Genomic DNA, 25,910 nt, shown 5'->3' on the forward strand with positions numbered 1-25,910 from the left:
AACGCCCCGGACCAAGGAAAGGGAAAAAGACCCAAAGACTCACCGATGGGAGGCAATTCGCGCGTACCGGCGATGCCGTACGAAAACGGACCATCTCGCTGGTGAGGCGGGCGAATGCCTCCTAGCGGACCCCCGCGTTCGGGTCTTGCGAAGATGTGCCAGAGTTGCCACGTCCGCCCTGTCAGCACGTACCGTACGGCAGCAACAGGCGGGACCAGGTGGGGCAGCGGGAAGGGGCAGCCGGTTTGACCACGCACGCACCGCAGGCGGGGCAGGCCGTCACGCTGCCCACGACGCTGGACGAGGCCGTGGCGGCGCTCACGGCCCTGCCCACGGCCGTTCCCGTGGCCGGTGGCACCGACCTCATGGCGGCCGTCAACTCGGGCCAGCTCAGGCCCAGCGCGCTGGTCGGCCTCGGCCGGATCAGCGAGATCCGGGGCTGGCAGTACCAGGACGGGCACGCGCTGCTCGGCGCGGGCCTCACACACGCCCGGATGGGCCGCCCCGACTTCGCCGCCCTCATCCCGGCGCTCGCCGCCTCCGCGCGCGCCGCCGGACCACCGCAGATCCGCAACGCGGGCACCCTGGGCGGCAACATCGCCTCCGCCGCGCCCACCGGGGACGCGCTGCCCGTGCTGGCCGCCCTGGAGGCGACGCTGATCATCGCGGGCCAGGACGGAGCGCGCCGGGAGATCCCGGTGTCGCACCTGCTGGCCGGCGTCGAGATGCTCCGCGGCGGCGAACTCATCGGCTTCGTGCGCGTGCCCCTGCTGCACGCCCCGCAGGTCTTCCTGAAGGCCACCGGCAGGACCGGCCCCGGGCGCTCGGTCGCGTCGGTCGCGGTCGTCCTCGACCCCGCCAGGCGCGGCGTCAGGTGCGCCGTCGGAGCCATAGCGCCGATGCCGCTCAGGCCGCTGGACGCCGAGCAATGGGTGGCCCGGCTGATCGACTGGGACAACAGCCGCACGATCGTCCCCGAAGCGCTGAGCGCCTTCGGGGAGTACGTCGCCGCGGCCTGCATCCCCGACCCGGTACCGGCCGAGGACGGCTCCGTGGAACAACTGCCGCCCGCCGTACTGCACCTGCGGCGCACCGTCGCCGCACTGGCCCGACGAGCACTCGGGAGGGCGCTGTCGTGACCGACGACCAGCACGGAGAGGGCACCCCTCAGGGCGGCGGACGCTGGGACCCGCTGCCCCAGGGCGACTACGACGACGGCGCCACGGCCTTCGTGAAACTCCCCGAAGGCGGCATCGACGCCCTCCTGGCCGCCCCGGGCCACGGCTACGTGCCGCCGCCCATCACGGCCGCGCCCCCGCAGGACGCCGACACCGACCAGTCCGGCACCGGCTCCTGGGCGATGCCCGCCGAGGGCGTCCAGTGGCCCGACCCGAACGCCGTACCGCACCAGCAGGGAACGGCCGGGGACGACCGGTTCTCGTACCACCCCGGCGGGACCGGCCAGTGGGCCTTCCAGGACACCGGCGCGCCGGACACGGGCGGCGGCTCCGGCCGCGACGTGACCGGCGAGTGGTCCATCCCCGTGGCCGGCGGTGATCTCCCGGACGAATCGGGCGAGTTCACCACGTCGGCCCTGGTCGAGCAGTGGGGCGGCACCCCGCCCGCCACCCTCCCCGGCGGCGCGCCCGCGCCCTGGGCGACGGAGGGCGCCGGCCAGGCCTGGGCCCAGCAGGCCGCCGACACCGGAGTGGTCGAGCGGCCGGGCGAGCACACCGACGGGCGCGGCCCCGAACACCTGGCGGACCGGTCCGGGACGCACCCCACCGGCGAGGTCTCCGCGCAGGCCGCCACCCGCCCGCCCCCCGAGGCGGCCCGGCAGCCCTACGCCGAACCCGGCGACCCGTACGCGCACACCCGGCCCGACGCCCCCGCCGAGCCCTACGGCGACGCGCGCGCCGACCGCCACGACGACACCGCGGCCGAACCCGCCGCCGCGGACGCCCCGTCGGACCATGAGACCGACCCGGCGGGCGACGACGCCACAGGGGCCGAGGAAGGCCCTGAGGGGCTCGCTGAGGCCTCCGCGTCGGCCGATGTGACCGAGGGGGCCGACGGCGCCCCGGAGGCCGCTGAGGCGCCCGTGACGGCCGTCGGGTCCGACGCGCCGGACGAGACCGCCGAACCGGCCCCGAAGATCCCCGGCGAGGAACACCCGCTCGCCTCCTACGTGTTGCGCGTCAACGGTGCCGACCGGCCCGTCACCGACGCCTGGATCGGCGAGTCGCTGCTCTACGTTCTGCGCGAACGCCTCGGCCTCGCCGGCGCCAAGGACGGCTGCTCGCAGGGCGAGTGCGGGGCCTGCAACGTCCAGGTCGACGGACGCCTCGTCGCCTCCTGCCTGGTGCCCGCCGTCACCGCCGCCGGCTCCGAGGTCCGCACCGTCGAGGGACTCGCCGTCGAGGGACAGCCCTCGGACGTGCAGCGGGCGCTCGCCAAGTGCGGTGCCGTGCAGTGCGGCTTCTGCGTGCCCGGCATGGCGATGACCGTGCACGACCTCCTGGAGGGCAACCCCGCGCCCACCGAACTGGAGGCGCGCCAGGCCCTGTGCGGCAACCTGTGCCGCTGCTCCGGCTACCGGGGCGTCCTGGACGCCGTACAGGAAGTCGTCGCCGAACGCGAGGCGCACGCCGCCGCCGCCGAACCTGAGTCGGACGGCGACGAGGCGCGTATTCCCCACCAGGCGGGTCCCGGGAGCGGTGGCGTCCACCAGTCGGCGTTCGAGTCCCCGCGCACGCAGGACCAGGTGTACGGCCAGGACGGAGGCCAGGCGTGAGCAACGAAGCCGCCATCGCGACCACGGAGGCCGCGCCCGCCCCGGAACTGCCGGGCCACGGCCTGGGCGCCTCGCTCCCGGCCTCCGACGCCCGCGCCAAGACCGAGGGCACCTTCCCGTACGCGGCCGACCTGTGGGCCGAGGGCCTCCTCTGGGCGGCCGTCCTGCGCTCGCCGCACCCGCACGCGCGCATCGTCTCCGTCGACACGTCCCACGCGCGCGACATGCCCGGCGTCCGCGCCGTCATCACCCACGAGGACGTGCCGGGCCGGGACCGCTACGGCCGGGGCACCGCCGACCGCCCGGTGTTCGCCTCCGACGTCGTGCGCCACCACGGGGAGCCCATCGCCGCCGTCGCCGCCGACCACCCCGACACCGCGCGGATGGCCGCCGCGGCCATCATGGTCGAGTACGAGGTGCTCGACCCGGTGACCGACCCCGAGCAGGCCTTCGAGGCCGAACCGCTGCACCCCGACGGCAACCTGATCCGGCACATCCCGCTGCGCCACGGCGACCCGGACGCGGCCGGCGACGTCGTCGTCGAGGGCCTGTACCGCATCGGCCGCCAGGACCCCGCACCCATCGGCGCCGAGGCCGGCCTCGCCGTGCCCCGCCCGGACGGCGGCGTCGAGCTGTACATCGCCTCCACGGACCCGCACACCGACCGCGACACGGCCGCCGCCTGCTACGGCCTGGAGCCCGACCGCGTGAAGGTCGTCGTCACCGGCGTCCCCGGGGCCACCGCCGACCGCGAGGACCAGGGGTTCCAACTCCCGCTCGGCCTGCTCGCGCTGAGGACCGGCTGCCCGGTCAAACTCACCGCCACGCGCGAGGAGTCCTTCCTCGGCCACACCCACCGCCACCCCACGCTCCTGCGCTACCGCCACCACGCGGACGAGGACGGCCGGCTGGTCAAGGTCGAGGCCCAGGTGCTGCTCGACGCGGGCGCCTACGCCGACACCTCCTCGGAGGCCCTCGCCGCCGCCGTCTCCTTCGCCTGCGGCCCCTACGTCGTCCCGAACGCCTTCATCGAGGGCTGGGCCGTGCGCACCAACAACCCGCCCTCGGGGCACGTCCGGGGCGAGGGCGCCATGCAGGTCTGCGCCGCCTACGAGGCGCAGATGGACAAGCTCGCCAAGAAGCTCGCCATGGACCCGGCCGAACTGCGGCTGCGCAACGCCATGGCCACCGGGGACGTCCTGCCCACCGGCCAGACGGTGACCTGCCCCGCGCCGGTCGCCGAACTCCTCCAGGCCGTACGGGACTTCCCGCTGCCGCAGCTCCCCAAGGACACCCCCGAGGACGAGTGGCTGCTGCCCGGCGGCCCCGAGGGCGCGGGCGAACCGGGCGCGGTGCGCCGGGGCGTCGGCTACGGCCTCGGCATGGTGCACATGCTCGGCGCCGAGGGCGCGGACGAGGTCTCCACGGCCACCGTGAAGGTCCACGACGGCATCGCGACCGTCCTGTGCGCGGCCGTCGAGACCGGCCAGGGCTTCACCACGCTGGCCCGGCAGATCGTCCAGGAGACCCTCGGTATCGACGAGGTGCACGTCGCCCCCGTGGACACCGATCAGCCGCCCGCCGGCCCCGGCTGCCGCGGACGTCACACCTGGGTGTCGGGCGGTGCCGTGGAACGCGCCGCGAAGATGGTCCGCACCCAGCTTCTCCAGCCCCTGGCGCACAAGTTCGGGATGTCGACCGAGCTGCTCCAGATCACCGACGGCAAGATCACCTCCTACGACGGTGTCCTCTCGACGACCGTCACGGAGGCCATGGACGGCAAGGAACTGTGGGCCACCGCCCAGTGCCGCCCGCACCCGACCGAGCCCCTGGACGAGGCGGGCCAGGGCGACGCCTTCGTGGGGCTCGCCTTCTGCGCGATCCGCGCGGTCGTCGACGTGGACATCGAGCTCGGCTCGGTCCGGGTCGTCGAACTGGCCCTCGCCCAGGACGTCGGCCGCGTCCTGAACCCGGCCCAGTTGGTCGCCCGCATCGAGGGCGGCGTCACCCAGGGCGTCGGCATCGCGCTGACGGAGAACCTGCGCACCGCGCGCGGGCTGATCCGCCACCCCGACCTCACCGGCTACGCCCTGCCGACCGCCCTGGACACCCCCGACATCCGGATCGTGAAACTCGTCGAGGAGCGTGACGTCGTCGCCCCCTTCGGGGCCAAGGCGGTCAGCGCGGTCCCGGTGGTCACGTCCCCGGCGGCGATCGCCTCCGCCGTACGCGCCGCGACCGGCCGACCCGTCAACCGCCTGCCGATCCGCCCGCAGGCGGCGGTGGTGACGGCGACGGCCGACCAGTACGGCCAGTACGGCCACTGAGCGGCGGGTGCGTGACGGTGCTCGACGGGGTCGTCCTCATCACAGGTGTGATGGCCGCGGGAAAGTCGACGGTCGCGCAGGCACTGGCGGAACGGCTGCCGAAGGCGGCGCACGTCCGGGGTGACGTCTTCCGGCGGATGATCGTGTCGGGCCGCGAGGAGTACGTCCCCGGCACGGACGGCGAGGGCGAGTCCCAACTCCGCCTGCGCTACCGGCTGTCGGCGGCGACCGCGGACGCGTACGCGGCGGCCGGGTTCACGGCGGTCGTCCAGGACGTGGTGCTGGGCGAGGAACTGCCGGCGTACGTCGGCCTGATCCGCACCCGGCCCCTGCACGTCGTCGTCCTCGCGCCGGCCCCGGCGGCCGTGGCGGCACGGGAGGCGGGCCGCGCGAAGACCGGCTACGGCGCGTGGACGGTCGAGGACCTGGACCACGGGCTGCGCACGCGGACCCCGCGCATCGGGCTGTGGCTGGACAGCTCCGCGCTGACGGTGGGGGAGACGGTGGACGCGATCATCGCGGGACGGGAACGTTCTCGGGTGGTGTGAGCGTCCTGAGGGACGGGGACTCCCGGCCGGCCGCCGCGGCGGATCGCGTTTCCGGGCGTCCTGGCTGGTCAGGGCCCATTGTCAGTGGTGCCGCGTAGTGTTCTGGGCAGTGGGGACGACAGCGGGACACCGAGGCCGCACGGGGGACGTTTCATGCACGGGGGAGCGATGAGCAGGACCGACGCCGGATCCACGGCGACCACGATCACCTTGACCGAGGACGACCTCGATCCGTACGTCACGCACGCGTCCACGCGCCGCTGGCTGACCGGTCCCGGACTGCCCGGCGCCAGCGGCCTGTTGACGTTCGAGAAGCTGCGCAGGGCGGGCCTGCGGACGGTGGCGGACTCGCTGGGCGACCCCGACCCCCTGGCCGAGGAGCTCCGGGACCGACTGGTGATAGGCGCGCTGTGGGGACCCGACGGCGACGAGGGCGAGTCGATCCTGCTGGACGGCGAGACGGGCGAGATCACGACGACGTACTTCTTCCACGACCGCCCGGACCTGATGGAGGCCGACCCGCTGGCACCGTCGATCGAGACGCTGACCCGCCTCACCACGACGACCGACGAACTGACGGACCTGCGCGGCCAGTTCGCGTCCTACGAAGGCCGGTACGGCACGAAGACCGCGGCGGAGGCGTCCCGCCAGCTGCTCGCGGTCTTCGAGTCGGAGACGGACGGCGAGGTGCCCCCGTTCTGGAAGGCGGCAGCCCTCATCCGCCCCCTCGCGCTCGTCGCGGGCCCGGGCACGACGTCGGGCCTGACCCTGGACATCCCGGCCCGCCTGCTGGACCAGGAGTTCGGCCAGGGCACGGTCGCCCGCTTCGAAGAGGTCGACTTCCCCGCCGCCCTCACCCACGAGCCGACCCGCCGCTTCCTGCGCGAGACGGGCCTGCCCGAGGACGCGCTCCTCTTCCAGCTGGACACGGACGTCCCCCTCCCCACCCTGGCCGAGTTCTACGAGGACGAGCCCGCCGGGGAACTCCCGCCCCGCGCCGACGAGTTGATCCGCCTCGGCTACCTCATCGAGGACAACAGCCTGGTGGTGGACGGCGCGACGGGCGAGATCCTCACCTGGAGCGAGCCGGAGACCACCCTCGCTCCGCTCAACACGGACGTCTCGACCCTGGCCTTCACCCTGTGGCTGCTCCACCGCGAGCGGGCGATCGACGCGGACCTGTCGGGCGAGCTGACGGCCGAGGCGTACGACCAGCTGGCGACGACGATGCTCCAGACCCTGTCGCGGGTGGACCCGACGGGGACGGGCGCCGGGACGGACGGCTGGCACTACTGGACGGAGGCGTTCCAGGACGAGCCCGGCGGAGTGCTGTGACCCAGGGGCGGGCCGGCGCGCCCTGACGCGCGTGCGGGCGGCCCGGGAATTCGTTCGCGCCGGGTGCGGCCGGCGGCTACGGTCCACGTGACCGGGGTGGGGTGCGCGTCCGCGGGACTGCGCACGGGCGAGGGGAACCAGACATGGACACCGGGACCGCACGGACCGACCGCCTGAGCGTGCTCCTGGAGCAGTTCGACAAGGCCCGCGAGATGGCCCAGGTCCGGCTGACGGGGCTCGGTGACGAGGAGTACCTCTGGGAGCCGGCCCCCGACTGCTGGTCGCTCCGGCGCCGGAGCGAGGCGGTGACGCCGAGGGCGTTCGGACCGGGGGAGTGGGTGCTCGACCTCGGCGCGGCGGACATCCCGGCGAGCGAGTACGCGGAGGTGGCCCGCCAGGCCGCCGACGGCATGACCGTCGACAAGATCGCCGACGACTGGAGCGTGACCGTCGAACGGGTCGAGCAGATCCTCGCCCACGAGGGCGAACCGGAGCCCGACACGACCCCGATCACGACGATCGCGTGGCGCCTGGGCCACCTGCACTTCCAGTTCGCGGGGGCGTGGGAGTGGACGTTCGGCACCCGGACCCGGGACCCCAAACAGATGGTCGACTTCACCCCGTCGGCCGCCCTCACCCTGGACCGCTTCTGGCCGGTGATCGACCGCTGGCGCGAGGCGGTGGCCACGGTCACGGAATCCCAGCTGGACGAGGTCGGCTTCTCCCGGTACCCGTACGGCTCGGACCCGGACGACCCGTACATCGACGTGGTGGCGGGCTCCAACCTGGAGTTCATCCACCACATGGCGGAGATCGCGCTGCTGCGGGACCTGTGGCGCGCGCGGAGATGACTCAGTTACGGGACCGGGTACTCCACGCGTTGTGGAGAGCCGCCGGCACGTCCTCCCCGAGAACCGCCCGGGACGCCAACCCGCCCGGCAGGGTGGGCAGTTCGGCCCAGTGGGTCACGGTCTCGGCACTGTCGAGTCCGTAGGGCAGCCGGACGACCCCGTCGGAGTCGACGAAGCAGTCCCGGTGCTCCGTCCCGTCCTCGTCGAGGTGCAGCGTCGTGAAGTACATCGGCCGCACCAGCCAGAATTCCTCTCCCAGCCCGCTGCCGGACCCGGCGTCCCCGTCCACCGGATACCGCCCGGTGATCGCGGCCGCGACCGGCGTACCACTCGAAGGCAACGCACCCCGCGCGTCGACCCAGGTCACCACGGCATCCTGCTTCGCCATCTCCATGCCCGAGAAGACGACCGGACGCGGGCGGAGGTTGCCCGACCGACCGCTGCGGCGCCGGACCGGCGTGCGGCATCCAGATACCTTTACCTTGCGCAGCCGCACCGAGGCAGCGGCGGAGGCCAACCGCGGAATGAGCCGACCGCAGGTGCAACAGAGGATCGTGAAAAGGGTGGTTCTACGGGGTCGCCTTTTGACCTGTCGGATCAGTGAGAAAAAATCCGTCACGGGTTCCGGTGATTAACGGTGATTCCCGATCTTGGTTGGCGAATGTGCCTCCGTGAGAGTCTTTCTCGTCACTGAGGCCGCCTTTATCATGTCCCGGTGGACGGAACCCTGCTGTTGAACCTCCTGGCTCTCTTCATTTCCATCTGTGCGGTCGCCATTTCGTTGCTGTTCGGACTGCGGCAGTTGGCGATCGCGCGACACGCCAACTACATACCGGCCCTGCTCGACCTTCTCGGTGAATTCAGGAGGGTGGAGTTCCATGAGCGGTACGACTACGTCTGCTCCAGGCTGCGGGAGGAGCATTCCCCGGAACTGGGGCTGAGTGGGCTGCCGCCGGAAGCGAAGAAAAGCGTCTATAGCGTTGCTTACTTCTTTCAGACTCTCGCCGGAATGTACGCGTTAGGGGTGATTGGAGAAGATGTCGCGATGGTCATGGTGCGAGGCCGAGTGAAATCGGTGTGGCGCGCCGTCGAACCCTACGTACTGAAGGAGCGCGAGTCGCCTTTCGTGGACGACCACCTGCTTTCCATACTGGAAAGATTCGCGGCCGATTCCGAACGCTTCAGAGGACCGTCGGGCGCCGACCTGCTGCTGGCCCGGCGAGGCCGTGCGATACGGCGCCGCAGGTCTGGCTGACGATTCCGACGGTTGCCGGGAAGCGCAGGCGGGCCCATGCCGTCGCCCGGAACCGAGACGGGGCGACATCCTTGTCGGAATGCCGCCCCATCGTTCTGCCCGGTCGAATCCATCGAGGCCGTGGCGGGAATCGAACCCGCGTAACTCGCTTTGCAGGTTTGTCCGGGCTGGTCAGGGGCTGATTCGGTTGTGTTCGAGGGCGTTCAGTTTCGTACGGATGCTGCGATCACTGGGGCTGGGTGACCGGGTCCGGACGGCCACGTACGAGGATGAACGAGACGGAAACTGAGACGGCGACGGGGGTGTCGCGAGGCCCTGTTGTCGCGCTGAGCGCCTCAGAGCCCTGAGAGCCCTGAGAGCCCAAGGTCCCTCGCTAGTCCGTGAACCGCATCGGCGTCCTCGGGCGAGATGTTCGGCCGAAGCCCTATGGACAGCGACGCTTTAGGACTGTCAAGGGAAGAGATCATCACGCCCACGCCCCGGAAGGGCGTCGAGTCGGGGAGCCGCGCAGCCAACCGTGTAGCCCAGATCTGCTGCGAGCGCATCCATGCGAGACCTGAGCGGGATGCTTCCACCAACAGGATGGTCGGCAATGACTCGGCCTGACGAATCTTCTGCCTGTCGTTCAGAACTTCGAGCACCTGCTTCTCCAGGTCCTGGAAGGGACCGTCCAGTGTTCCGCCAGTGTGGGTTATCACCCGGCGACGGGTTGGTGGAGCGTCTGCCTTGATGATCTGCACGCCGATAAGGAGTCGTTGTCTGATGGGGGAAGACTGAGTTGCCTTCTGTTGCCCCGCATAGGCCCACCTCGCACCGCCGGCACGTCGCCTGAGACGAACAACGTCGAAGGGCCCCACCGTGAACACTGGAGCCCTTCGACATCGTGCCTGGTGAGGCACTGGCGGAGAATACGAGATTCGAACTCGCGAGGGGATGCCCCCAACACGCTTTTCCAACTGTCCGCGCGGCTGTATGGGGTGGTTCATGAACGTTCGCGCTGCAGGTCAGGAGGGGGCGGCGGACGACCATGAACTACAGCGTCCGGCAGCGCATTAGACAAAGACCGGGACAAGGAAGGACCTAGGGGGCTATAGGAGTTCACCTGTGGCCCGGCTAGCCCTACTGCGCGCGGCCACGTCGTTTGAAGCGAGGTTGTTGCAGATCAGGTGTGCACGGCGGCGATGGCGGCTGTCACGGCGGACGCGAGGCTGAGTGTCACTGCGAACGCAGCGGCCGCCATACGGATGGCGCTGGGGTAGCTGGCGCCGTCCAGACGGGCGAGCTTCCCTGCGCTGGCGGCGGCGAGAAGCGCGAAGACGACCACGAGTGCGGCAGTGAGTAGAACGACAGCGATGGACACGCCAGCCTCCCTGTAGGCGATAGGGCATTGACGCGATCGAAGGTCGCGGAAACGGTGTACGCCGGGGTTCACGGCGGACGAAGATGAACGTTGGCGAACACACCAAGCGACCGGGGGCGAACAGGTGAACGATGGGCAGGGAAAGCCCGATGTGTCCCTCGCCGAGCTGCGTCAGCGGCTGAACGACAGGCTGGCCGTTTCCGGGTTGAACAAAACACAGCTCGTTCGCCGCTCCGGGCTGGCGCGTACGACCGTGTGGTCGGCCTTTCAGTCTGACGGGCCCGCGCCGTCCGCCAGGACGCTGGCCGCACTGGCCAAGGCTCTGGGCCTGCCCGTGGAGGAGCTACTAGAGATCCGGCGAACTGCCAAGGCTGAAGAGGCAGAACCGACGATCGCGGAAGCGTCGGGACCGGGTAAGCCGATCGACCAGTGGGAGCCTCATGACCTGGAGGTCCACTCCGCCGGCACGGTAACAGACTGGGCCGACTCGCCCAGACAGCGGCAGCTGCCGGGCTATGTGTTGCGGGCACATGACCGAAGCCTGGCGGAAGCGGTGCGGCATGCCCAAGCGGGGCGCAGCCGCATGGTGGTCCTGGTCGGTACCTCCTCAACCGGCAAGACCCGGGCCTGCTGGGAAGCCGTTCGGCCGCTGACTAATGCTGGGTGGCGACTGTGGCACCCCTTTGATCCCACGCGTGCCGAAGCCGCTCTCGACGCAATCGAACGCGTCCGGCCACAGACCGTTGTGTGGCTCAACGAGGCCCAGCATTACCTCGGGGATGCCCACGTGGGAGAGCAGATCGCCGCCGCACTCCACGCGTTGCTCATTGATGAAAGGCGTATGCCCGTCTTGGTGTTGGGCACCCTGTGGCCCGAGTACGACCGCCAGTATGCCGCCGTGTCCGTGCCCGGCCAGTCGGACCCGCACGGCCGCGTGCGCGAACTGCTGTCCGGACGCACGGTCAGCGTCCCAGACAGCTTCGACGCAGAGGCGCTGTACGCCGCCACTGTCCTTGCACAAGGCGGTGACCGGCTGCTGGCCGACGCTCTGACCCGGGCGGGCAACCACGGACGTGTGACACAGGACTTGGCTGGCGCCCCCGAACTCCTGCGTCGCTACGAACACAGCTCCCCTGCGGCCAGGGCGTTGCTGGAGGTGGCGATGGATGCGCGTCGGCTCGGCGTCGGATTGCACCTGCTCCAGACCTTCCTCATCGACGCCGCAAGCGACTACCTCACCGACACCGACTACGACAATCTCACTGATGATTGGGTGGAAGCCGCGTTCGCTGAACTCGCCGAGCCCGTCCATGGCAAGCAAGCCCCCCTGCGTCGCGTCACAGTCCGCCCGCCCCGCCGCCCGCCGGACACGGCGCACCTCGTCGCACCGCTCAGCTCCACAGCCGGGCCGGGTTTTCGGCTCGCCGATTACCTCGAACAACACGGCCGCAAGACGCGTCGCCTAGCGTGTCCACCCGCCTCCTTTTGGTACGCCGCCCACGCCAAAATCACGAATCCTGACGACCTCAAAACGCTCGCAGAGGCAGCTCGCGCGCGACACCGCCTCCAGTGGGCTCACCACCTCATGCACCGTGCTGCCGACACCGGACATCCGGACGCCTTGCAGCACCTGGCCACTTGGCTTGAGGACGCCGGAAACCGCCAGGAGGCTGAAGCCCTGCTCCGGCCAGCGGCTGACGCCGGAGACCCGCGAGCGCTGACGTCTCTGGCTTTCCAGCGGGAGAACGAGGGAGACCTTGAGGGAGCCGAAGCTCTGGCTCAGCAAGCTGCCGACGCTGGTTACCCGAGACTCCGCGCGCTTCTGGCGTCCTGGCGAGAGGAAGACGGAGATCGCGAGAGAGCCGAAGCCCTGGTGCGGAAATTCGCTGACGACGGTGAGCCAGACGCTTTGAGAATCCTGGCCAGCTGGCGGAGGGAAGGGGGAGATAACGACGGAGCCGAAGCTTTGGCTCAGCAAGCCGTTGACGCTGGCGATTCACGGGCCCTCGCGCTGCTGGCCAGCTGGCGGAGGGAAGCGGGAGATAACGACGGAGCCGAAGCCCTGGCTCAGCAAGCCGTTGACGCTGGAGACTGGTATGCCCTAACACTCCTGGCTGAGCAGCGGGAGGAAGCGGGAGACCTTGAGGAAGCCGAGATCCTGGCTCAGCAAGCCGCTGACGCTGGCCCTCCGACCGCCCTCGCATCGTTGGTCTCGCGGCGGGAGAATGCCGGAGAGCATGAGAGGGCTGAAGCCCTCGCTCAGAGGGCTGCGGACGCCGGACACTGCAACCCTCTAACGCTTCTGGCCATCCGGCGAGAGGAAGTCGGAGATCATGAAAAGGCTGAAGCCTTGGCCAAGCGAGCCGCTGAGGCCGGTAACCCGAACGCGCTGACCTTCCTGGCCTTGCGAGTCATTGAGGGAACCGGTGACCGAGCAGCGGCCGAAGAACTGGTGCAGCAGGCCGCTGAAGCTGGCGACAGGTATGCCTTTGACTTCCTGGCTGGCTGGCGGGAGGAAGCAGGAGATATCGAAGGGGCCGTAGCCCTGGCCTGGCAAGCCGCCGACGCTGGCAATCCGAACGTTCTGGCACGCCTGGTTTACCGGTGGGAGGGAATTGGAGACCATGAGCGGGCCGAACTTCTGGCCCGGCAGGCCGTTGATGCTGGCCGTACTGATGATATGGGCCGCCTACTGAAAGCCTGGTGGCCCTACGGCCTTGATCCGGACGGCGCTCCAACAGCGCCATGAGCTGGCGAGTCTCCAGACGCGGGTCACCCTTGCTGGCCCTCATGCCGCCAGCGACCGGACAGCCAGTCTGTACGGCCCTTGCCGTGTAAGCGCGATGCATCGAGCCGTTGCGGGGCAATCGGGGACTCGATGCCGGCACACAGCCCCGGTTGACGAGGTGTTGCAGGACGTCAACGTCAAGCATCAGAGATTCGTGGCCGCGGTGCGAGTGGTGCTCTCTGCGCCGCCACTGTGACGCTGCCAGCAGCGTCTGTCAGCGCACAGGACAAGGACCAGGGCAACAACCCGTACGCCGTGCGGCATGACTCAGGAGGATTCGAGCAGGTGGCGACCGTCATGGGCGCGTACATGGGGCGCTGCCGTGGCGCCCAGGGCGTCCAGCACGCGCACCGCGTAGACCTCGCCCATCCACTTCTCCACCTCGTCGACGGTGAGCAATTCCACGGCCGTCGGCTCGCTCGACGTGCGCTCCATGCCGTCGATCGGCTGGCATCGGAAGACCAGCGCGACGCCCCCCGGCTCCTGTTCTTGTAGACGCCCGTCAGACGCTCGACCGGCTGATTCCGACTCGGTGGCTCTACCTGCCAGAAGTCATCAGGGTTGAAGTGGACGATGCGTCAGATCAACACCCCGTAGTGATTAGTCCGGCGCTGGGGTCCGAGAGCGGACGGGGGATCATCCTGGTTCATCTCATGGCCTCCCGTTGGGGGGTTGAACACAGACGATTCAATGAGGGAAAAGGGAACTACCTCTCAGAGAAAACCGTCTGGTTCGAGCTGAAGTAAACGGCTACTGAAACCGCTACGCGTCCGGGTGGCCATTAGGGCTACTGCCTAACCCTCAGGGAACTCTACGCGCTCGAAAGACCAGCCCGCCCCCGAATATTTACCAACTTTTAAGGGTGGGGGGTCGGGATTCGGAATTCAATAAAGAAAGAGAATAAGGCCCCGCTATTTGGCAGGGCCTTTCTTTTTGTGTCGAATTAGTATCTGTCTCCCAATCCTTGTGCGGCGTTCACGGCCCGAGTGCTGGCCATTTCTGCTCCGTAGCGTCGAAGCATGGCAGGGGACTTTCATCCCCGGATAGCCATGATGTGTTCTCCCGAGACTCCTGCTGCCTTCAAGTCGTCTGCCCACGTGTGGCAGAACGAGTGAGGGGCTACCTGTGCAGGGTCGTAACCTGCCTGTTCAGCGCGCTTCTTCACCATGACGTACAGACCCCTGTACTGGAGTGGACCCCTGCCACGGGTACCGAGCCAAAGGAACGGAGTTGCGTCCGTCATGGGGTGAGTGGAGTGCACTCGGAGATACCGAACGAGAGCCTTTACCGTCTTGGGCTGAAGAGGAATGACCCTCCCGTCAGTGCTGCTCCGGTCCATCTTGAGAGGCGCGACGACCAACGTGTGTCCAGTCAGGTCCAGATCTTCAACCCGCAGGTTCAACAACTCCTCTGCTCTCAGTCCCTCTGTGAGTACACGGATGATCGCGTGATCCCTCACGGTCTGGAAGTCACGGACTTTGGGGGAGTCGTTCCCTGTGACCTTGAGTACGTCGGTCACGAACTCCTCTGAGAGCGTCTTGGGCTTACCGATAGGGGGAGCCGTATACCTGTGGAGCTTGAGGGAGTCGTAGGGGCTTGGGTGGTCGTATTCCTCTGCCAAGTAGATGAACAGAGGGCGCAGGTTCCTTTGAAGGGTGTTCGTCCCTCCCGTGTAACCGCCCTTGCCATCCTGTGACTTGGGTACGTCGTGAACCTGGTAGTACCAGCGAAAGAAGCGGTTCAGGGTGGCTACATCACACGTAGTGAAGTCACCTTCCATACTGCTCTCGGTCATCCAGTTGTGAAGAGCGACACCAGCGAACTTGTACGCGTTGATGGTCTTGCGCTGGAACGGTCGGCCGAACCTGTTGGTGATCGTGCTCAGGTGCAAGTCCAGCTCTTCCAGCATGGCCGTACGCGCAGCCGTGGCTGAGCGTCCGTCGACTACGCGGAGAGGTGCTGTCGGCTGTGTCGGCTCAGCGCTGCCCTGAGGCTTCTTGAGCGCGCTCCGGAGAGGTGTACGTGGCACTGCGGGGCTCCCTCTGCGCCATGTGGCGCTCTGGAGCTAGGTCAGTCGGTAGAGGACCAAGCGACTGACGTAGCCCTGGCTGGTGTGGGAGTCCCAGACGTTGGAAGCATTCCGCAATGTGTAAACGTGCAGGTAATCGATGTACTTGGAGGCCGTGGCGGGAATCGAACCCGCGTAACTCGCTTTGCAGGCGAGTCCCTGAACCACTCGGGCACACGGCCGTGTTGGGTGACTTGACCGTAGGGCCGGGGAGCGGGGCCGGACAAGAGGGCCCGAGGTGGTGCAACGGGACTGCCATACGCCGTTCATGAACGGGGGAGTGGCAGACCGTGGAGGGGACGGTGGTGCTGGTCGTACGACCAAGGTCTCAGTCGTGGACCGTCTTCCGACAGGGGTCAACCCGGTCCGTGGACCTTACGCTGGCCGGCATGACCGTCCTCGAACCACGTGACGCCGATGTCACGCACACCGCTTCCACCCTGGCCGACGAGTGCCGTGACTCCGTGTTGGGACGGTCGCATCGGGCGCTCAGCGTGGGGATCGTGTCCGTCGTGCTGCTGATCGCCTTCGAGGCGACCGCGGTGGGGACGGCGATGCCCGTTGCGGCCCGGGAGCTGGGCGGGGTGTCGTTGTACGCGTTCGCGTTCTCCGGGTACTTCACGACCAGCCTGTTCGGGATGGTGTTCGCCGGGCAGTGGTCGGACCGGCGGGGCCCGCTCGGGGCGCTGACCAGTGGGATCGGGGCGTTCGCGGCGGGGCTGGTGGTGGCCGGGACCGCCCAGGTCATGTGGGTGTTCATCCTGGGGCGGGCCGTCCAGGGACTTGGGGGCGGACTGGTCATCGTCGCCCTGTACGTCGTGGTCGGGCGGGCGTACTCGGAGAGGTTGCGGCCCGCCATCATGGCCGCGTTCGCCGCGAGTTGGGTCGTCCCGTCCATCGTCGGGCCGCTCGCCTCCGGGGCGGTGACCGAGCAGCTGGGATGGCGGTGGGTGTTCGTCGGGATCCCGGTGCTCGTGGTGTTTCCGCTGGCCCTCGCGCTGCCGCAGATACGGCGGCGGGCTGCCGGGCCCGTGTCCTCGCCGGGTGCGTCACCGGTGCCGTTCGACAGGCGTCGGATCCGGCTCGCGCTGGGCATCTCGCTCGGCGCCGGACTCGTCCAGTACGCCGCTCAGGACCTGCGGTGGGTCTCGCTCGTCCCGGCCGTCGCCGGAGTCGCGCTGCTCGTGCCCGCCGTGCTCGGGCTGCTGCCGCGCGGGACGTACCGGGCGGCGCGCGGGCTGCCCTCCGTCGTCCTGTTGCGCGGGCTGGCCGCCGGGTCGTTCATCGCGGCGGAGTCCTTCGTACCGTTGATGCTCGTCACGCAGCGGGGGCTGTCGCCGACCCTGGCCGGGTTCTCGCTCGCGGCGGGCGGCGGGACGTGGGCGGTCGGGTCGTGGGTGCAGTCCCGGGCGGGGCTCGAACCGTACCGGGAACGGCTGATGACGTTCGGGATGGTGCTGGTGGCCGCGGCCATCGCCGGGGCGCCGAGCGTCCTCGTTCCGTCGGTGCCCGTGTGGATCGTCGCCGTCGCGTGGGCGTTCGGGTGTTTCGGGATGGGCCTGGTGGTCTCGTCGACCAGCGTGCTCCTCCTCCAGCTGTCCGCCCCGGCGGAGGCCGGCGCCAACTCGGCCGCGCTGCAGATCTCCGACGGACTGTCGAACGCCATGCTGCTCGCCGTCGGCGGGGCCGCGTTCGGCGCGCTGGGCGGTGGCACGGTCGGTCACACGGTCGGCTCCGCGAGCGGCAACGGGTCCCATCCGGGGGCCTTCGCCGCGGTGTTCCTGCCGATGGCGGTGGTGGCGCTGGCAGGGGCGTGGGTGGCGACCCGGGTACGGGGGAGCGGCGCGGAGAAGTGACTCCTGGAGCGGGATGCCGGGCGAGCGCGGCGCGGGATACCGGGCGAACGGTGGGCCAGGACTCCGACGGCACAAGGACCGGACTCCGTCGGCATGAGGACGGGGCTCCGAAGGAATACGGACGGGACTCCGACCGGCATGCGGACCGGCGCTCCGGCGACAAGGTGAGCGGGCCTCCCGCGCCCATGAACGGCGTCGGTCTCGTCGGTCTCGTCGGGCTCGTCAATTTCGTCGGTCTCGCCGAGGTGGCTCACGAACCGGCGTACCGCCTGGTCATCGACATGATGTCGGGGACGGAGACGGACGTCGTGGTGATCGCGGAGGCGCTGTGGGGCCTCGCCGGAGCAGGGGTGTGACGTCAGTCCCACCCCCGCCACCCCGGCGTCGTCCGCGCGTTGACAGCGTCGGGCCGCCGGTAGGGTGGCCCGGTTGTCATACGTAGCCGAGCAGCCCTACCCACGAACCCGGAGACCGTGACTACTACCGCCGCCTCCTCGTCCGCTTCCGCCTCCTCCCATCACCTCTCCCCGGCCTTCCCCGGCCGCGCCCCCTGGGGCACCGCGAGCAAGCTGCGGGCCTGGCAGCAGGGGGCCATGGAGAGGTATGTCCAGGAGCAGCCGCGGGACTTCCTCGCGGTCGCGACCCCCGGCGCCGGCAAGACGACCTTCGCGCTCACCCTCGCCTCCTGGCTGCTGCACCACCACGTCGTGCAGCAGGTGACCGTGGTCGCGCCGACCGAGCACCTGAAGAAGCAGTGGGCGGAGGCGGCCGCGCGGATAGGGATCAAGCTGGACCCCGAGTACAGCGCGGGGCCGATCGGCAAGGACTACCAGGGCGTCGCGGTCACGTACGCCGGTGTCGGCGTACGGCCGATGCTGCACCGCAACCGTGTCGAGCAGCGCAAGACCCTCGTCATCCTCGACGAGATCCACCACGCCGGTGACTCCAAGTCCTGGGGCGAGGCGTGCCTGGAGGCCTTCGAGCCCGCCACGCGGCGGCTCGCGCTCACCGGTACGCCGTTCCGGTCGGACACCAATCCCATTCCCTTCGTCACGTACGAGGAGGGGAACGACGGGATCCGGCGGTCCTCCGCCGACTACACCTACGGCTACGGGTCCGCGCTCGGCGACGGGGTCGTCCGGCCCGTCATCTTCCTTTCCTACAGCGGCAACATGCGCTGGCGGACCAAGGCCGGGGACGAAATCGCCGCGCGGCTCGGCGAACCCATGACCAAGGACGCGATCAGCCAGGCCTGGCGTACGGCGCTGGACGCGCGCGGTGAGTGGATGCCGAGCGTGCTGCGCGCCGCCGACCAGCGGCTGACCGAGGTCCGCAAGGGCATCCCGGACGCCGGCGCCCTCGTCATCGCCACCGACCAGGACTCGGCGCGCGCCTACGCCAAGCTGATCCGCGAGATCACCGGCAGCAAGGCGACCGTCGTGCTGTCGGACGACACCGGTGCCTCCAAGCGCATCGACGACTTCGCGGCGAGCAACGACCGGTGGATGGTCGCCGTCCGCATGGTGTCGGAGGGCGTCGACGTGCCGCGGCTCGCGGTCGGCGTGTACGCCACCACCATCTCGACTCCCCTCTTCTTCGCCCAGGCCGTCGGGCGTTTCGTGCGGTCCCGGCGGCGCGGCGAGACCGCGTCCGTGTTCCTGCCGACCGTCCCCGACCTCCTCACCTTCGCCAACGAGATGGAGGTCGAGCGCGACCACGCCCTCGACAAGCCGAAGAAGGAGGGCGAGGAGGACCCCTACGCCGAGTCCGAGAAGGAGATGGACGAGGCGAACAAGGAGCAGGACGAGGACACCGGCGAGCAGGAGCAGTTCTCCTTCGAGGCCCTGGAGTCCGAGGCAGTCTTCGACCGTGTGCTCTACGACGGCGCCGAGTTCGGCATGCAGGCGCACCCGGGGAGCGAGGAGGAGCAGGACTACCTCGGCATCCCCGGCCTCCTCGAACCCGACCAGGTGCAGATGCTGCTCCAGAAGCGGCAGGCCCGGCAGATCGCGCACAGCCGGAAGAAGCCGGACGAGGAGGCCGACCTGCTGGAGCTGCCCGCCGAGCGGCGGCCCGTCGTCTCGCACAAGGAGATGATGGAGCTGCGGAAGTCCCTCAACACCATGGTCTCCGCGTACGTCCACCAGACCGGCAAGCCGCACGGCGTCATCCACACCGAGCTGCGCCGCACGTGCGGCGGACCGCCGAGCGCGGAGGCCACGGCCGGGCAGCTGCGGCAGCGCATCGCGAAGGTCCAGGAGTGGGCCACCCGCATGAAGTGACCCGGAGCAGATCCGCAGCGGATCCGCGCGGATTCCGTCGGCCGACCAGCACATCTGTGCGGAATCCGCGCAGGGCGGTTCACAGGTCAGGACATATCGACATGAACGGGTGCCGGTCCGTACCAGCCGGTGCCCGGATTCTGGACGGAGACTTCCGCTCAGCGAACCGGCTTCGCTAGTGTCCCGCTACGCACACGCCCCGTGGCAGCGCCGCCGCGGAGCGCAGCCGTGAAGCGACTGGGCCCGGACACGCCGGGCCGCCTCGCCGATCGGCGGCCTCTGTAGCGCGTCACTGACGGGACTCGGTGACGCATCCGCCGCGAGGGGGCCGCCGACCTCACCACCTAAGGAGTGGGCGTCGTGACCGCGGAGACCTCTCAGACGCTCGACCGGGGACTGCGTGTCCTCAAACTGCTGGCCGACACGGACCACGGGCTGACCGTCACCGAACTGTCCAACAAACTGGGCGTCAACCGGACCGTCGTGTACCGGTTGCTGGCCACCCTCGAACAGCACGCTCTCGTACGCCGTGACCTGGGCGGCCGGGCCCGCGTCGGACTCGGCGTGCTGCGGCTCGGCCGCCAGGTGCATCCGCTGGTACGGGAAGCGGCGCTCCCCGCGCTGCGTTCGCTGGCCGAGGACATCGGGGCGACCGCTCACCTCACCCTGGTCGACGGGGCCGACGCGCTCGCCGTCGCCGTGGTCGAACCGACCTGGACCGACTACCACGTGGCCTACCGCGCCGGCTTCCGCCATCCGCTGGACCGGGGAGCGGCCGGCCGCGCGATCCTCGCCGCCCGGCACCAGGCCGCCGAGGAACCCGGATACACCCTGACGCACGGCGAGTTGGAGGCCGGAGCGAGCGGCGCGGCGGCCCCGCTGCTGGGCGTCACCGGCGTCGAGGGCAGCGTCGGCGTCGTGATGCTGGCGGACGCGGTGCCCGAGCGGGTCGGACCGCGGGTGGTCGACGCGGCGCGAGAGGTCGCGGAGGCGCTGCGCTGAGCGGGGAGGGGGCGGGGCGGCGTTGCGCCGGGTCGGTGGGGGAGCGGGGTGGCGCTGCGCTGAGCCGGGGCGGGCGGGGTGGGAGCGGTGCGCATGCCGGCCCCATGACCTGACCGGCTCCCGGCCGATCCTGACCCTCGCGTTAGATTGATCCCGTGCTCCTCTCTCGCCTCACGCGCCCCCGGGCCGTAGCCGTCTGCGCCCTGCCCGTCGTGGCCCTGCTCGCCACCGTGGCTCTCGCGCCGCTGCCGTTCTCGCTGGCGCAGCCCGGTCTGACCGCGAACGTGCTCGGCGAGAACAAGGGCACTCCGGTGATCACCATCTCCGGGGCGCCGGTGCGCACGACCAGTGGTCAGCTGCGCATGACGACGATCGAGGCGACGGGACCCGATCAGCGCGTCTCGCTGAGCGATGTGCTCGACAGCTGGTTCCGCACCGACCGGGCGGTCATGCCGCGTGACTCGGTCTACCCCAGCGGCAACAGCGTCAAGGAGATCGAGCAGCACAACAGCGAGCAGATGCAGGAGTCGCAGGACGACGCGACCACCGCCGCGCTCGACTATCTGCACCTCAGCGACAAGAAGGTCAAGGTCACGCTGAAGCTCGCGGACGTCGGCGGCCCCAGCGCGGGCCTGCTGTTCACCCTGGGCATCATCGACAAACTCGACGGCAACGGCAGCGGCGGCGACCTCACCGGCGGCCGCACCATCGCCGGTACGGGGACGATCGGCACCGACGGTACGGTCGGCGCGGTCGGGGGAGTGGCCCTCAAGACCCAGGCCGCGCGACGGGACGGTGCGACGGTGTTCCTGGTGCCGAGGGCGGAGTGCTCGGACGCCAAGTCGGAACTTCCCAAGGGGCTACGACTGGTTCCGGTGACCACGCTGAAGGGCGCGGTGTCCGCCCTGCAGGCGCTGGAGACAGGCAAGGGGTCCGTGCCCGGCTGCTAGACCAGCGCCGGTTTCGCACCGGCGGGCGCCGAGGCCAGCCGCAGACCTAGTTCCACGAGGGTCCAGCCGAGGCGGGTTCGGAGGTCCCGGCGGAGCGGTCGGGCTTCGACGGCGAGGCGGTGTGCCTCGGCTCGGGCCTGGAGTTCGGCGGCTCGGGTGCGGTGCAGCGCGAGATGGGTGTCCGGGTGCATCGGGGTTGCCTCTTCTCACTCTGAGTCGGTCGGGAAGGCATGCAGGTGGAAGCGGACCTGTGCTGCGTCGGGTGCTTCCTCGTCCGCGTAGGTTTCGAGCAACTCGTGGATCTTTCCGACGAGTTCACGGGTGCGCTCGGGTGTCAGGCGTACGGTCCAGTCGCTCATGTCGGTCGAGTGGGACCACGTGGGCAGCCAGTCCTCCCGGGTGCCGACCCAGGTCGAGAGCTCACGGGCGTGGGTGGTCGCCACCTCGTGCAGGAACAGGTCGGCCGCGCCGCGCACCGCCGGGTCCGCGTCGATGAGCAGGTTCTCGTCGAAGCCGATGCCCTGTTCGGCCGCCTGCCACCAGCGCTCCCGGCCCTTGCCGCGCCCCGGGGCGTCTTCGACGAACCCGTGCGTGGCCAGTTGGCGCAGGTGGTAGCTGGTGGCCCCGCTGGACTCGCCCAGCCGCTCGGCGAGCATCGACGCGGTGGCCGGGCCGTAGCGGCGCAGCGCGTTCAGCAACTGCATCCGTAGCGGATGGGCGAGCCCGCGCAGTGAACGGGCGTCGAGATTGCGGTACTTGGCGGGTTCGGGCTCCTGCATGCCCACAAAGCTACCGTTGCAAAGAAGTCATTGCAACCACTTCTTTGCAACCAACCCTTTGTAGCCGACCCCTACTTCACCAGCCCCTCCGCCTTCATCCAGTCCAGCGCCACCTGATGCGGATCCTCCCCGTCGACATCCACCTTCGCGTTCAGCGTCCGCGCCACCGTGTTGTTCAGCTTCTTCGTCAGCGGGTCGAGGACCTTCGCGATGGCCGGCCACTTCTTCAGGGCCTTCGTGTTGATCTCGGGCGCCGCGTTGTAGTTGGGGAAGAACTTCTTGTCGTCGGCCATCACCGCGAGGTTCATCGACTTGATGCGGCCGTCGGTGGTGAAGACCTCGCCGTAGGTGCAACTCCCCTTCTTCACCTGGGTGTAGATGATCCCGGTGTCCATCTGCGTGATGTTCTTCGCGGGCAGGCTCATCCCGTACGCCTTCTCCATGCCCGGCAGGCCGTCCGCGCGGTTGGCGAACTCGCTCTCCACGCAGAGCGTCACCGCGCCCGGGTCCTTCTTCGCCAGCGCGGCCACCTCGGAGAGCGTCTTCGTGCCGTACTTCTTGAAGTTGGCCTGGTTCATGGCCAGCGCGTAGGTGTTGTTGAGGGCCGAGGGAGGCAGCCAGGTCAGGCCGTTCCTGAGGTCCGCGTCCCGGACCGCCCGCCACTGCGCCATCGGGTCGGTGATCGGCTTGCTGTTGCCGAGGTAGGTGATCCACGCGGTGCCGGTGTACTCGTACATCCCGTCCGCGTCACCGGACTTGACGGCCTCGCGCGCCCCGATCGAACCCTGGATGCCGGTCCGGTCCAGGACGTCCGCGCCGGCCGCCTCGAAGGCGATGCCCATCATCGCGCCGAGGATCAGCTGCTCGGTGAACTCCTTCGACGTGACGGTGAGATGGGCGCCCTTGAGCGGCTCGCCGCGGCCGATCGTGCCGGGGCTGACGTCGTCGACCATGGGTGAGCCGCTGGTCAGTCCGCAGCCGGCGACGACGACGAGCGCGCCGACCGTCATCAGACAGGTGCGTTTCATGCTCTGGCCTCCAATCCCCTTGGCCGCAGGAGGAGTTCGGCCAGCGAGGCGAGCCAGTCCACCAGCAGGGCGAGGCTGACCGTAAGGATCGAGCCGAGGACCAGGACGGGCATCCGCTGGGTGGTGATGCCGGTGGTGATCAGGACGCCGAGGCCGCCGCCCCCGCCGAAGGTCGCCAGGGTGGCGGTGCCGACGTTGAGGACGAGGGCCGTCCGGACGCCGGCCAGGATCAGCGGGACGGCGAGCGGCAGCTCCACCTTGGCGAGGACGCCGAGGGGGGACATGCCGATGCCCCGGGCCGCCTCCAGCAGCGTCGGGTCGTTGGCCTTCAGGCCCGCGATCGTGTTGGACAGGACCGGCAGGACGGCGTAGATGATGATGCCGATCAGGGCCGCCTTCTCGCCGGTGCCGAGCCAGATCACCAGCAGGGCCAGCAGGCCGATGGCCGGGGTGGCCTGTCCCATGTTGGCGAAGGTCATCGCCACCGGGGCCGCTCTGCGGAACGCTCCCCGGGTCAGCAGGATGCCCAGCGGGATCGCGATGATCAGCACGAAGAACGTGGAGATCACGGTCAGCTGGACGTGCTGCCAAAGGGCCTTGCTCACCTGGCCGTTGGAGAGCGCGTTCTTCGAGATGGCGTCCAGGTGCGCCTGGTTGAACCACAGCCAGGTCGCGAGCAGGACCGCCACCAGGAACGCGGGCAGGATCGTCAGCTTCTGCCAGGTGAGACGGCGTGCGGGGGGAGCCGGCGGCGCGGCGGCCTCCGTCTCCTCCTCCAGTTCGGGGGTGGTGGTCACGCCGGTTCCTCCCCTCCGGCGCCCTCCTGCTCGGCGTGCGTCTGGAGGGCCCGGGCCTCCTCCAGTTCGTGCTGGGCCTCCATCGCCTCCAGCCGGTCGGCCTCCAGGAGTTCGTGCACGGAGTTCATCAGCGTCTCCATGTCGACGACCCCGGTGTACTCGCCGCGCCGCCCGGTGACCGCGACCCGGCCCGCGTTGTCCGTGAGCACCGCCTCCAGCGCGTCCCGGAGCGTCGCGTCCCTGGTCACCGTGTCGCTGACCAGCGTGCCCGCCCGGGCCAGCGACCCCTTGGCGCGCATCATGTCGCCGCGCCGCAGCCACTTGTAGGGCCGGCCGCGCTTGTCGAGCAGCAGGATCTCGTTGGTGCCGCTCTCGCGGAGCCGGTTGAAGATGTCCTGGAGCGGATCGTCGACGGTGACCGTCGGATAGTCGGTGATCTCCACGTCCCGTACGCGGGTCAGGTTCAGCCGCTTCAGGGCCGCACCGGCGCCCACGAACCCGGACACGAAGTCGTCCGCCGGGTTGGTGAGGATCGCCTCCGGGGTGTCGAACTGCGCGATGTGCGAGCGTTCGCGCAGGACCGCGATCCGGTCGCCCAGTTTGATCGCCTCGTCGAAGTCGTGGGTGACGAAGACGATCGTCTTGTGCAGTTCGTGCTGGAGCCTGATCAGCTCGTCCTGGAGGTGGTCGCGGGTGATCGGGTCGACCGCGCCGAACGGCTCGTCCATCAGCAGGACGGGCGGGTCGGCCGCCAACGCCCTTGCCACGCCCACGCGTTGCTGCTGTCCGCCGGAGAGCTGGCGCGGATAGCGGCCCTGGAACTCGCCGGCGTCGAGGCCGACCAGGTCGAGCATCTCCTCCACCCGGTCCCTGATCCGGGACTTGGACCAGCCGATCATCCGCGGCACCAGGGCGATGTTCTGGGCGACGGTCATGTGCGGGAAGAGCCCGCTCGACTGGATCGCGTAGCCGACCTTGCGGCGCAGCCTCACCGGGTCGATGTCGGTGACGTCCTCGCCGTCGATGCGGATGCGTCCGCCGGTCGGTTCGATCAGCCGGTTGATCATCTTGAGGGTGGTCGACTTGCCGCAGCCGGACGGGCCGACGAAGACGACCAGTTCGCCCGCCTTGATCTCCATGGTGACGTTCTCGACCGCCGGCTGCGGGGTGCCGGGGTATTTCTTGGTCAGGTTCTCCAGTTCGATGGAGGCACCGGAGGTCGTGGTGACCGCTGGCTCAGGCACGGATCCCCCTGGGAATGGTCAGCCGTCCGAGAAGGACGTACGCGGCGTCGAACAGCAGCGCCAGGATGATGATCCCGAGCGTGCCGGCGAGCACCTGGTTGAGGGCGTTCTTGCTGCCCAGCGACCCGATGCCGCGGAAGATCTCGTTCCCGAGGCCGGGCCCGGAGGCGTACGCCGCGATGGCCGCGATGCCCATCAGCATCTGGGTGGAGACCCGGATGCCGGTGAGGATCGGCGGCCAGGCCAGCGGCAGTTCGACCCGCACGAGCCGCATCGGCCGGGACATCCCGATGCCCTTCGCCGCGTCGACCAGCGACGGGTCGACCCCGCGCAGGCCCACGATCGAGTTGCGGACGATCGGCAGCAGGCCGTAGAGCGTCAGCGCGATCACCGTGGGCGGCACGCCGAGACCGACGATCGGGATGAGCAGACCGATCATGGCGAGCGACGGGATGGTCAGGATGGTCGACGTGGTCGTGGTGGCCAGGTTGCCCGCCCACTCGCTCCGATAGGTGACGACCCCGATCACCACCCCGATCAGTGTGGCCACGACCATGCACTGGAAGACCGCGCTGGCGTGCTGATAGGCGTCGGTGAGCAGTTGCTGATGCCGGTTGCCCACGTACTCCCAGAAGCTCACATGCCC

At 69.5% G+C, this 25,910-nt stretch carries 23 protein-coding genes, 1 tRNA gene and 1 pseudogene; 13 read left to right on the forward strand and 12 right to left on the reverse strand.

Going from position 1 to position 25,910, the window contains the following annotated elements:
- Window positions 1-245 precede the first annotated feature (245 nt).
- The 6 genes from ACIPTO_RS11450 (at window position 246) to ACIPTO_RS11475 (ending at window position 7,855) form a co-directional block, all read left to right on the forward strand.
- Window positions 246-1,139 (forward strand): FAD binding domain-containing protein, encoded by an 894-nt coding sequence (locus ACIPTO_RS11450; RefSeq protein WP_366312930.1) that lies wholly within the window; start codon window positions 246-248, stop codon window positions 1,137-1,139.
- Window positions 1,136-2,794 (forward strand): 2Fe-2S iron-sulfur cluster-binding protein, encoded by a 1,659-nt coding sequence (locus tag ACIPTO_RS11455; RefSeq protein WP_401190956.1) that lies wholly within the window; start codon window positions 1,136-1,138, stop codon window positions 2,792-2,794. Before ACIPTO_RS11450 ends, ACIPTO_RS11455 begins: the two co-directional genes overlap by 4 nt.
- Complete coding sequence (locus ACIPTO_RS11460) at window positions 2,791-5,121, forward strand: molybdopterin cofactor-binding domain-containing protein (protein ID WP_366312934.1); 2,331 nt, start codon at window positions 2,791-2,793, stop codon at window positions 5,119-5,121. Before ACIPTO_RS11455 ends, ACIPTO_RS11460 begins: the two co-directional genes overlap by 4 nt.
- Before the next feature lie 17 nt (window positions 5,122-5,138).
- On the forward strand, window positions 5,139-5,669 hold the full coding sequence (locus ACIPTO_RS11465; RefSeq protein WP_401192087.1) for an AAA family ATPase: 531 nt from the start codon (window positions 5,139-5,141) through the stop codon (window positions 5,667-5,669).
- Between the two features lie 168 nt (window positions 5,670-5,837).
- Window positions 5,838-7,004 (forward strand): SUKH-4 family immunity protein, encoded by a 1,167-nt coding sequence (locus tag ACIPTO_RS11470; RefSeq protein WP_401190958.1) that lies wholly within the window; start codon window positions 5,838-5,840, stop codon window positions 7,002-7,004.
- Between the two features lie 143 nt (window positions 7,005-7,147).
- Window positions 7,148-7,855: a DinB family protein gene (locus ACIPTO_RS11475; protein WP_401190960.1), complete on the forward strand. Its 708-nt coding sequence runs from the start codon at window positions 7,148-7,150 to the stop codon at window positions 7,853-7,855.
- Window position 7,856: 1 nt separating this feature from the next.
- Here the strand turns inward: ACIPTO_RS11475 and ACIPTO_RS11480 are convergent, their stop codons facing one another.
- On the reverse strand, window positions 7,857-8,243 hold the full coding sequence (locus tag ACIPTO_RS11480; protein ID WP_401190962.1) for an AQJ64_40280 family protein: 387 nt from the start codon (window positions 8,241-8,243) through the stop codon (window positions 7,857-7,859).
- Window positions 8,244-8,570: 327 nt separating this feature from the next.
- Here ACIPTO_RS11480 and ACIPTO_RS11485 point away from each other — a divergent pair, with 327 nt between their 5' ends.
- Window positions 8,571-9,110, forward strand: coding sequence for a hypothetical protein (locus tag ACIPTO_RS11485; protein WP_401190964.1), 540 nt, complete (start codon window positions 8,571-8,573; stop codon window positions 9,108-9,110).
- 335 nt (window positions 9,111-9,445) lie between these two features.
- Here the strand turns inward: ACIPTO_RS11485 and ACIPTO_RS11490 are convergent, their stop codons facing one another.
- On the reverse strand, window positions 9,446-9,850 hold the full coding sequence (locus ACIPTO_RS11490) for a hypothetical protein (protein WP_401190966.1): 405 nt from the start codon (window positions 9,848-9,850) through the stop codon (window positions 9,446-9,448).
- A 422-nt stretch (window positions 9,851-10,272) separates the two neighbouring features.
- Window positions 10,273-10,470: a hypothetical protein gene (locus ACIPTO_RS11495; protein WP_366312946.1), complete on the reverse strand. Its 198-nt coding sequence runs from the start codon at window positions 10,468-10,470 to the stop codon at window positions 10,273-10,275.
- 151 nt (window positions 10,471-10,621) lie between these two features.
- Between ACIPTO_RS11495 and ACIPTO_RS11500 the strand changes: the two genes are divergently transcribed.
- The gene (locus ACIPTO_RS11500; protein ID WP_401190968.1) at window positions 10,622-13,219 is read left to right on the forward strand and encodes a helix-turn-helix domain-containing protein; all 2,598 of its coding nucleotides are present in this window, start codon (window positions 10,622-10,624) and stop codon (window positions 13,217-13,219) included.
- A gap of 306 nt (window positions 13,220-13,525) precedes the next feature.
- Here ACIPTO_RS11500 and ACIPTO_RS11505 read toward each other — a convergent pair.
- The 3 genes and pseudogenes from ACIPTO_RS11505 to ACIPTO_RS11515 all read right to left on the reverse strand — a co-directional run.
- Window positions 13,526-13,773 (reverse strand): annotated as a pseudogene (locus ACIPTO_RS11505) (NUDIX hydrolase); the annotation flags it as partial.
- 518 nt (window positions 13,774-14,291) lie between these two features.
- Window positions 14,292-15,167, reverse strand: coding sequence for a tyrosine-type recombinase/integrase (locus tag ACIPTO_RS11510; RefSeq protein WP_401190970.1), 876 nt, complete (start codon window positions 15,165-15,167; stop codon window positions 14,292-14,294).
- A gap of 266 nt (window positions 15,168-15,433) precedes the next feature.
- Window positions 15,434-15,508 (reverse strand) — tRNA-Cys (locus tag ACIPTO_RS11515).
- Window positions 15,509-15,715: 207 nt separating this feature from the next.
- On the opposite strand from ACIPTO_RS11515, the gene ACIPTO_RS11520 reads away from it, so the two are divergent.
- The 5 genes from ACIPTO_RS11520 to ACIPTO_RS11540 all read left to right on the forward strand — a co-directional run bounded on the left by ACIPTO_RS11520 (window position 15,716) and on the right by ACIPTO_RS11540 (window position 21,416).
- Complete coding sequence (locus tag ACIPTO_RS11520) at window positions 15,716-17,182, forward strand: MFS transporter (protein WP_401190971.1); 1,467 nt, start codon at window positions 15,716-15,718, stop codon at window positions 17,180-17,182.
- Window positions 17,183-17,346: 164 nt separating this feature from the next.
- Complete coding sequence (locus ACIPTO_RS11525) at window positions 17,347-17,538, forward strand: hypothetical protein (RefSeq protein WP_401190973.1); 192 nt, start codon at window positions 17,347-17,349, stop codon at window positions 17,536-17,538.
- Between the two features lie 117 nt (window positions 17,539-17,655).
- Window positions 17,656-19,464: a DEAD/DEAH box helicase gene (locus ACIPTO_RS11530; protein ID WP_366312956.1), complete on the forward strand. Its 1,809-nt coding sequence runs from the start codon at window positions 17,656-17,658 to the stop codon at window positions 19,462-19,464.
- 360 nt (window positions 19,465-19,824) lie between these two features.
- On the forward strand, window positions 19,825-20,466 hold the full coding sequence (locus tag ACIPTO_RS11535) for an IclR family transcriptional regulator (protein WP_401190975.1): 642 nt from the start codon (window positions 19,825-19,827) through the stop codon (window positions 20,464-20,466).
- Between the two features lie 155 nt (window positions 20,467-20,621).
- The gene (locus tag ACIPTO_RS11540; protein ID WP_401190977.1) at window positions 20,622-21,416 is read left to right on the forward strand and encodes a S16 family serine protease; all 795 of its coding nucleotides are present in this window, start codon (window positions 20,622-20,624) and stop codon (window positions 21,414-21,416) included.
- Here ACIPTO_RS11540 and ACIPTO_RS11545 read toward each other — a convergent pair.
- The 6 genes from ACIPTO_RS11545 to ACIPTO_RS11570 form a co-directional block, all read right to left on the reverse strand.
- Window positions 21,413-21,607, reverse strand: coding sequence for a hypothetical protein (locus ACIPTO_RS11545; protein ID WP_401190979.1), 195 nt, complete (start codon window positions 21,605-21,607; stop codon window positions 21,413-21,415). The two genes, ACIPTO_RS11540 and ACIPTO_RS11545, sit on opposite strands and share 4 nt — an antisense overlap.
- Before the next feature lie 15 nt (window positions 21,608-21,622).
- The gene (locus ACIPTO_RS11550; protein ID WP_366312962.1) at window positions 21,623-22,195 is read right to left on the reverse strand and encodes a winged helix-turn-helix domain-containing protein; all 573 of its coding nucleotides are present in this window, start codon (window positions 22,193-22,195) and stop codon (window positions 21,623-21,625) included.
- A 71-nt stretch (window positions 22,196-22,266) separates the two neighbouring features.
- Window positions 22,267-23,223, reverse strand: a complete 957-nt coding sequence (locus ACIPTO_RS11555; protein WP_366312964.1) for a glycine betaine ABC transporter substrate-binding protein — start codon at window positions 23,221-23,223, stop codon at window positions 22,267-22,269.
- The gene (locus tag ACIPTO_RS11560) at window positions 23,220-24,020 is read right to left on the reverse strand and encodes an ABC transporter permease (RefSeq protein WP_401190981.1); all 801 of its coding nucleotides are present in this window, start codon (window positions 24,018-24,020) and stop codon (window positions 23,220-23,222) included. The genes ACIPTO_RS11555 and ACIPTO_RS11560 overlap by 4 nt, the downstream gene beginning before the upstream one ends.
- Window positions 24,017-25,264: a betaine/proline/choline family ABC transporter ATP-binding protein gene (locus ACIPTO_RS11565; protein WP_366312968.1), complete on the reverse strand. Its 1,248-nt coding sequence runs from the start codon at window positions 25,262-25,264 to the stop codon at window positions 24,017-24,019. The genes ACIPTO_RS11560 and ACIPTO_RS11565 overlap by 4 nt, the downstream gene beginning before the upstream one ends.
- Complete coding sequence (locus tag ACIPTO_RS11570) at window positions 25,257-25,904, reverse strand: ABC transporter permease (RefSeq protein ID WP_366312970.1); 648 nt, start codon at window positions 25,902-25,904, stop codon at window positions 25,257-25,259. The genes ACIPTO_RS11565 and ACIPTO_RS11570 overlap by 8 nt, the downstream gene beginning before the upstream one ends.
- Window positions 25,905-25,910: the final 6 nt, after the last annotated feature.

Source organism: Streptomyces sp. NPDC090083 (assembly GCF_044747445.1).
Taxonomy (GTDB): domain Bacteria; phylum Actinomycetota; class Actinomycetes; order Streptomycetales; family Streptomycetaceae; genus Streptomyces.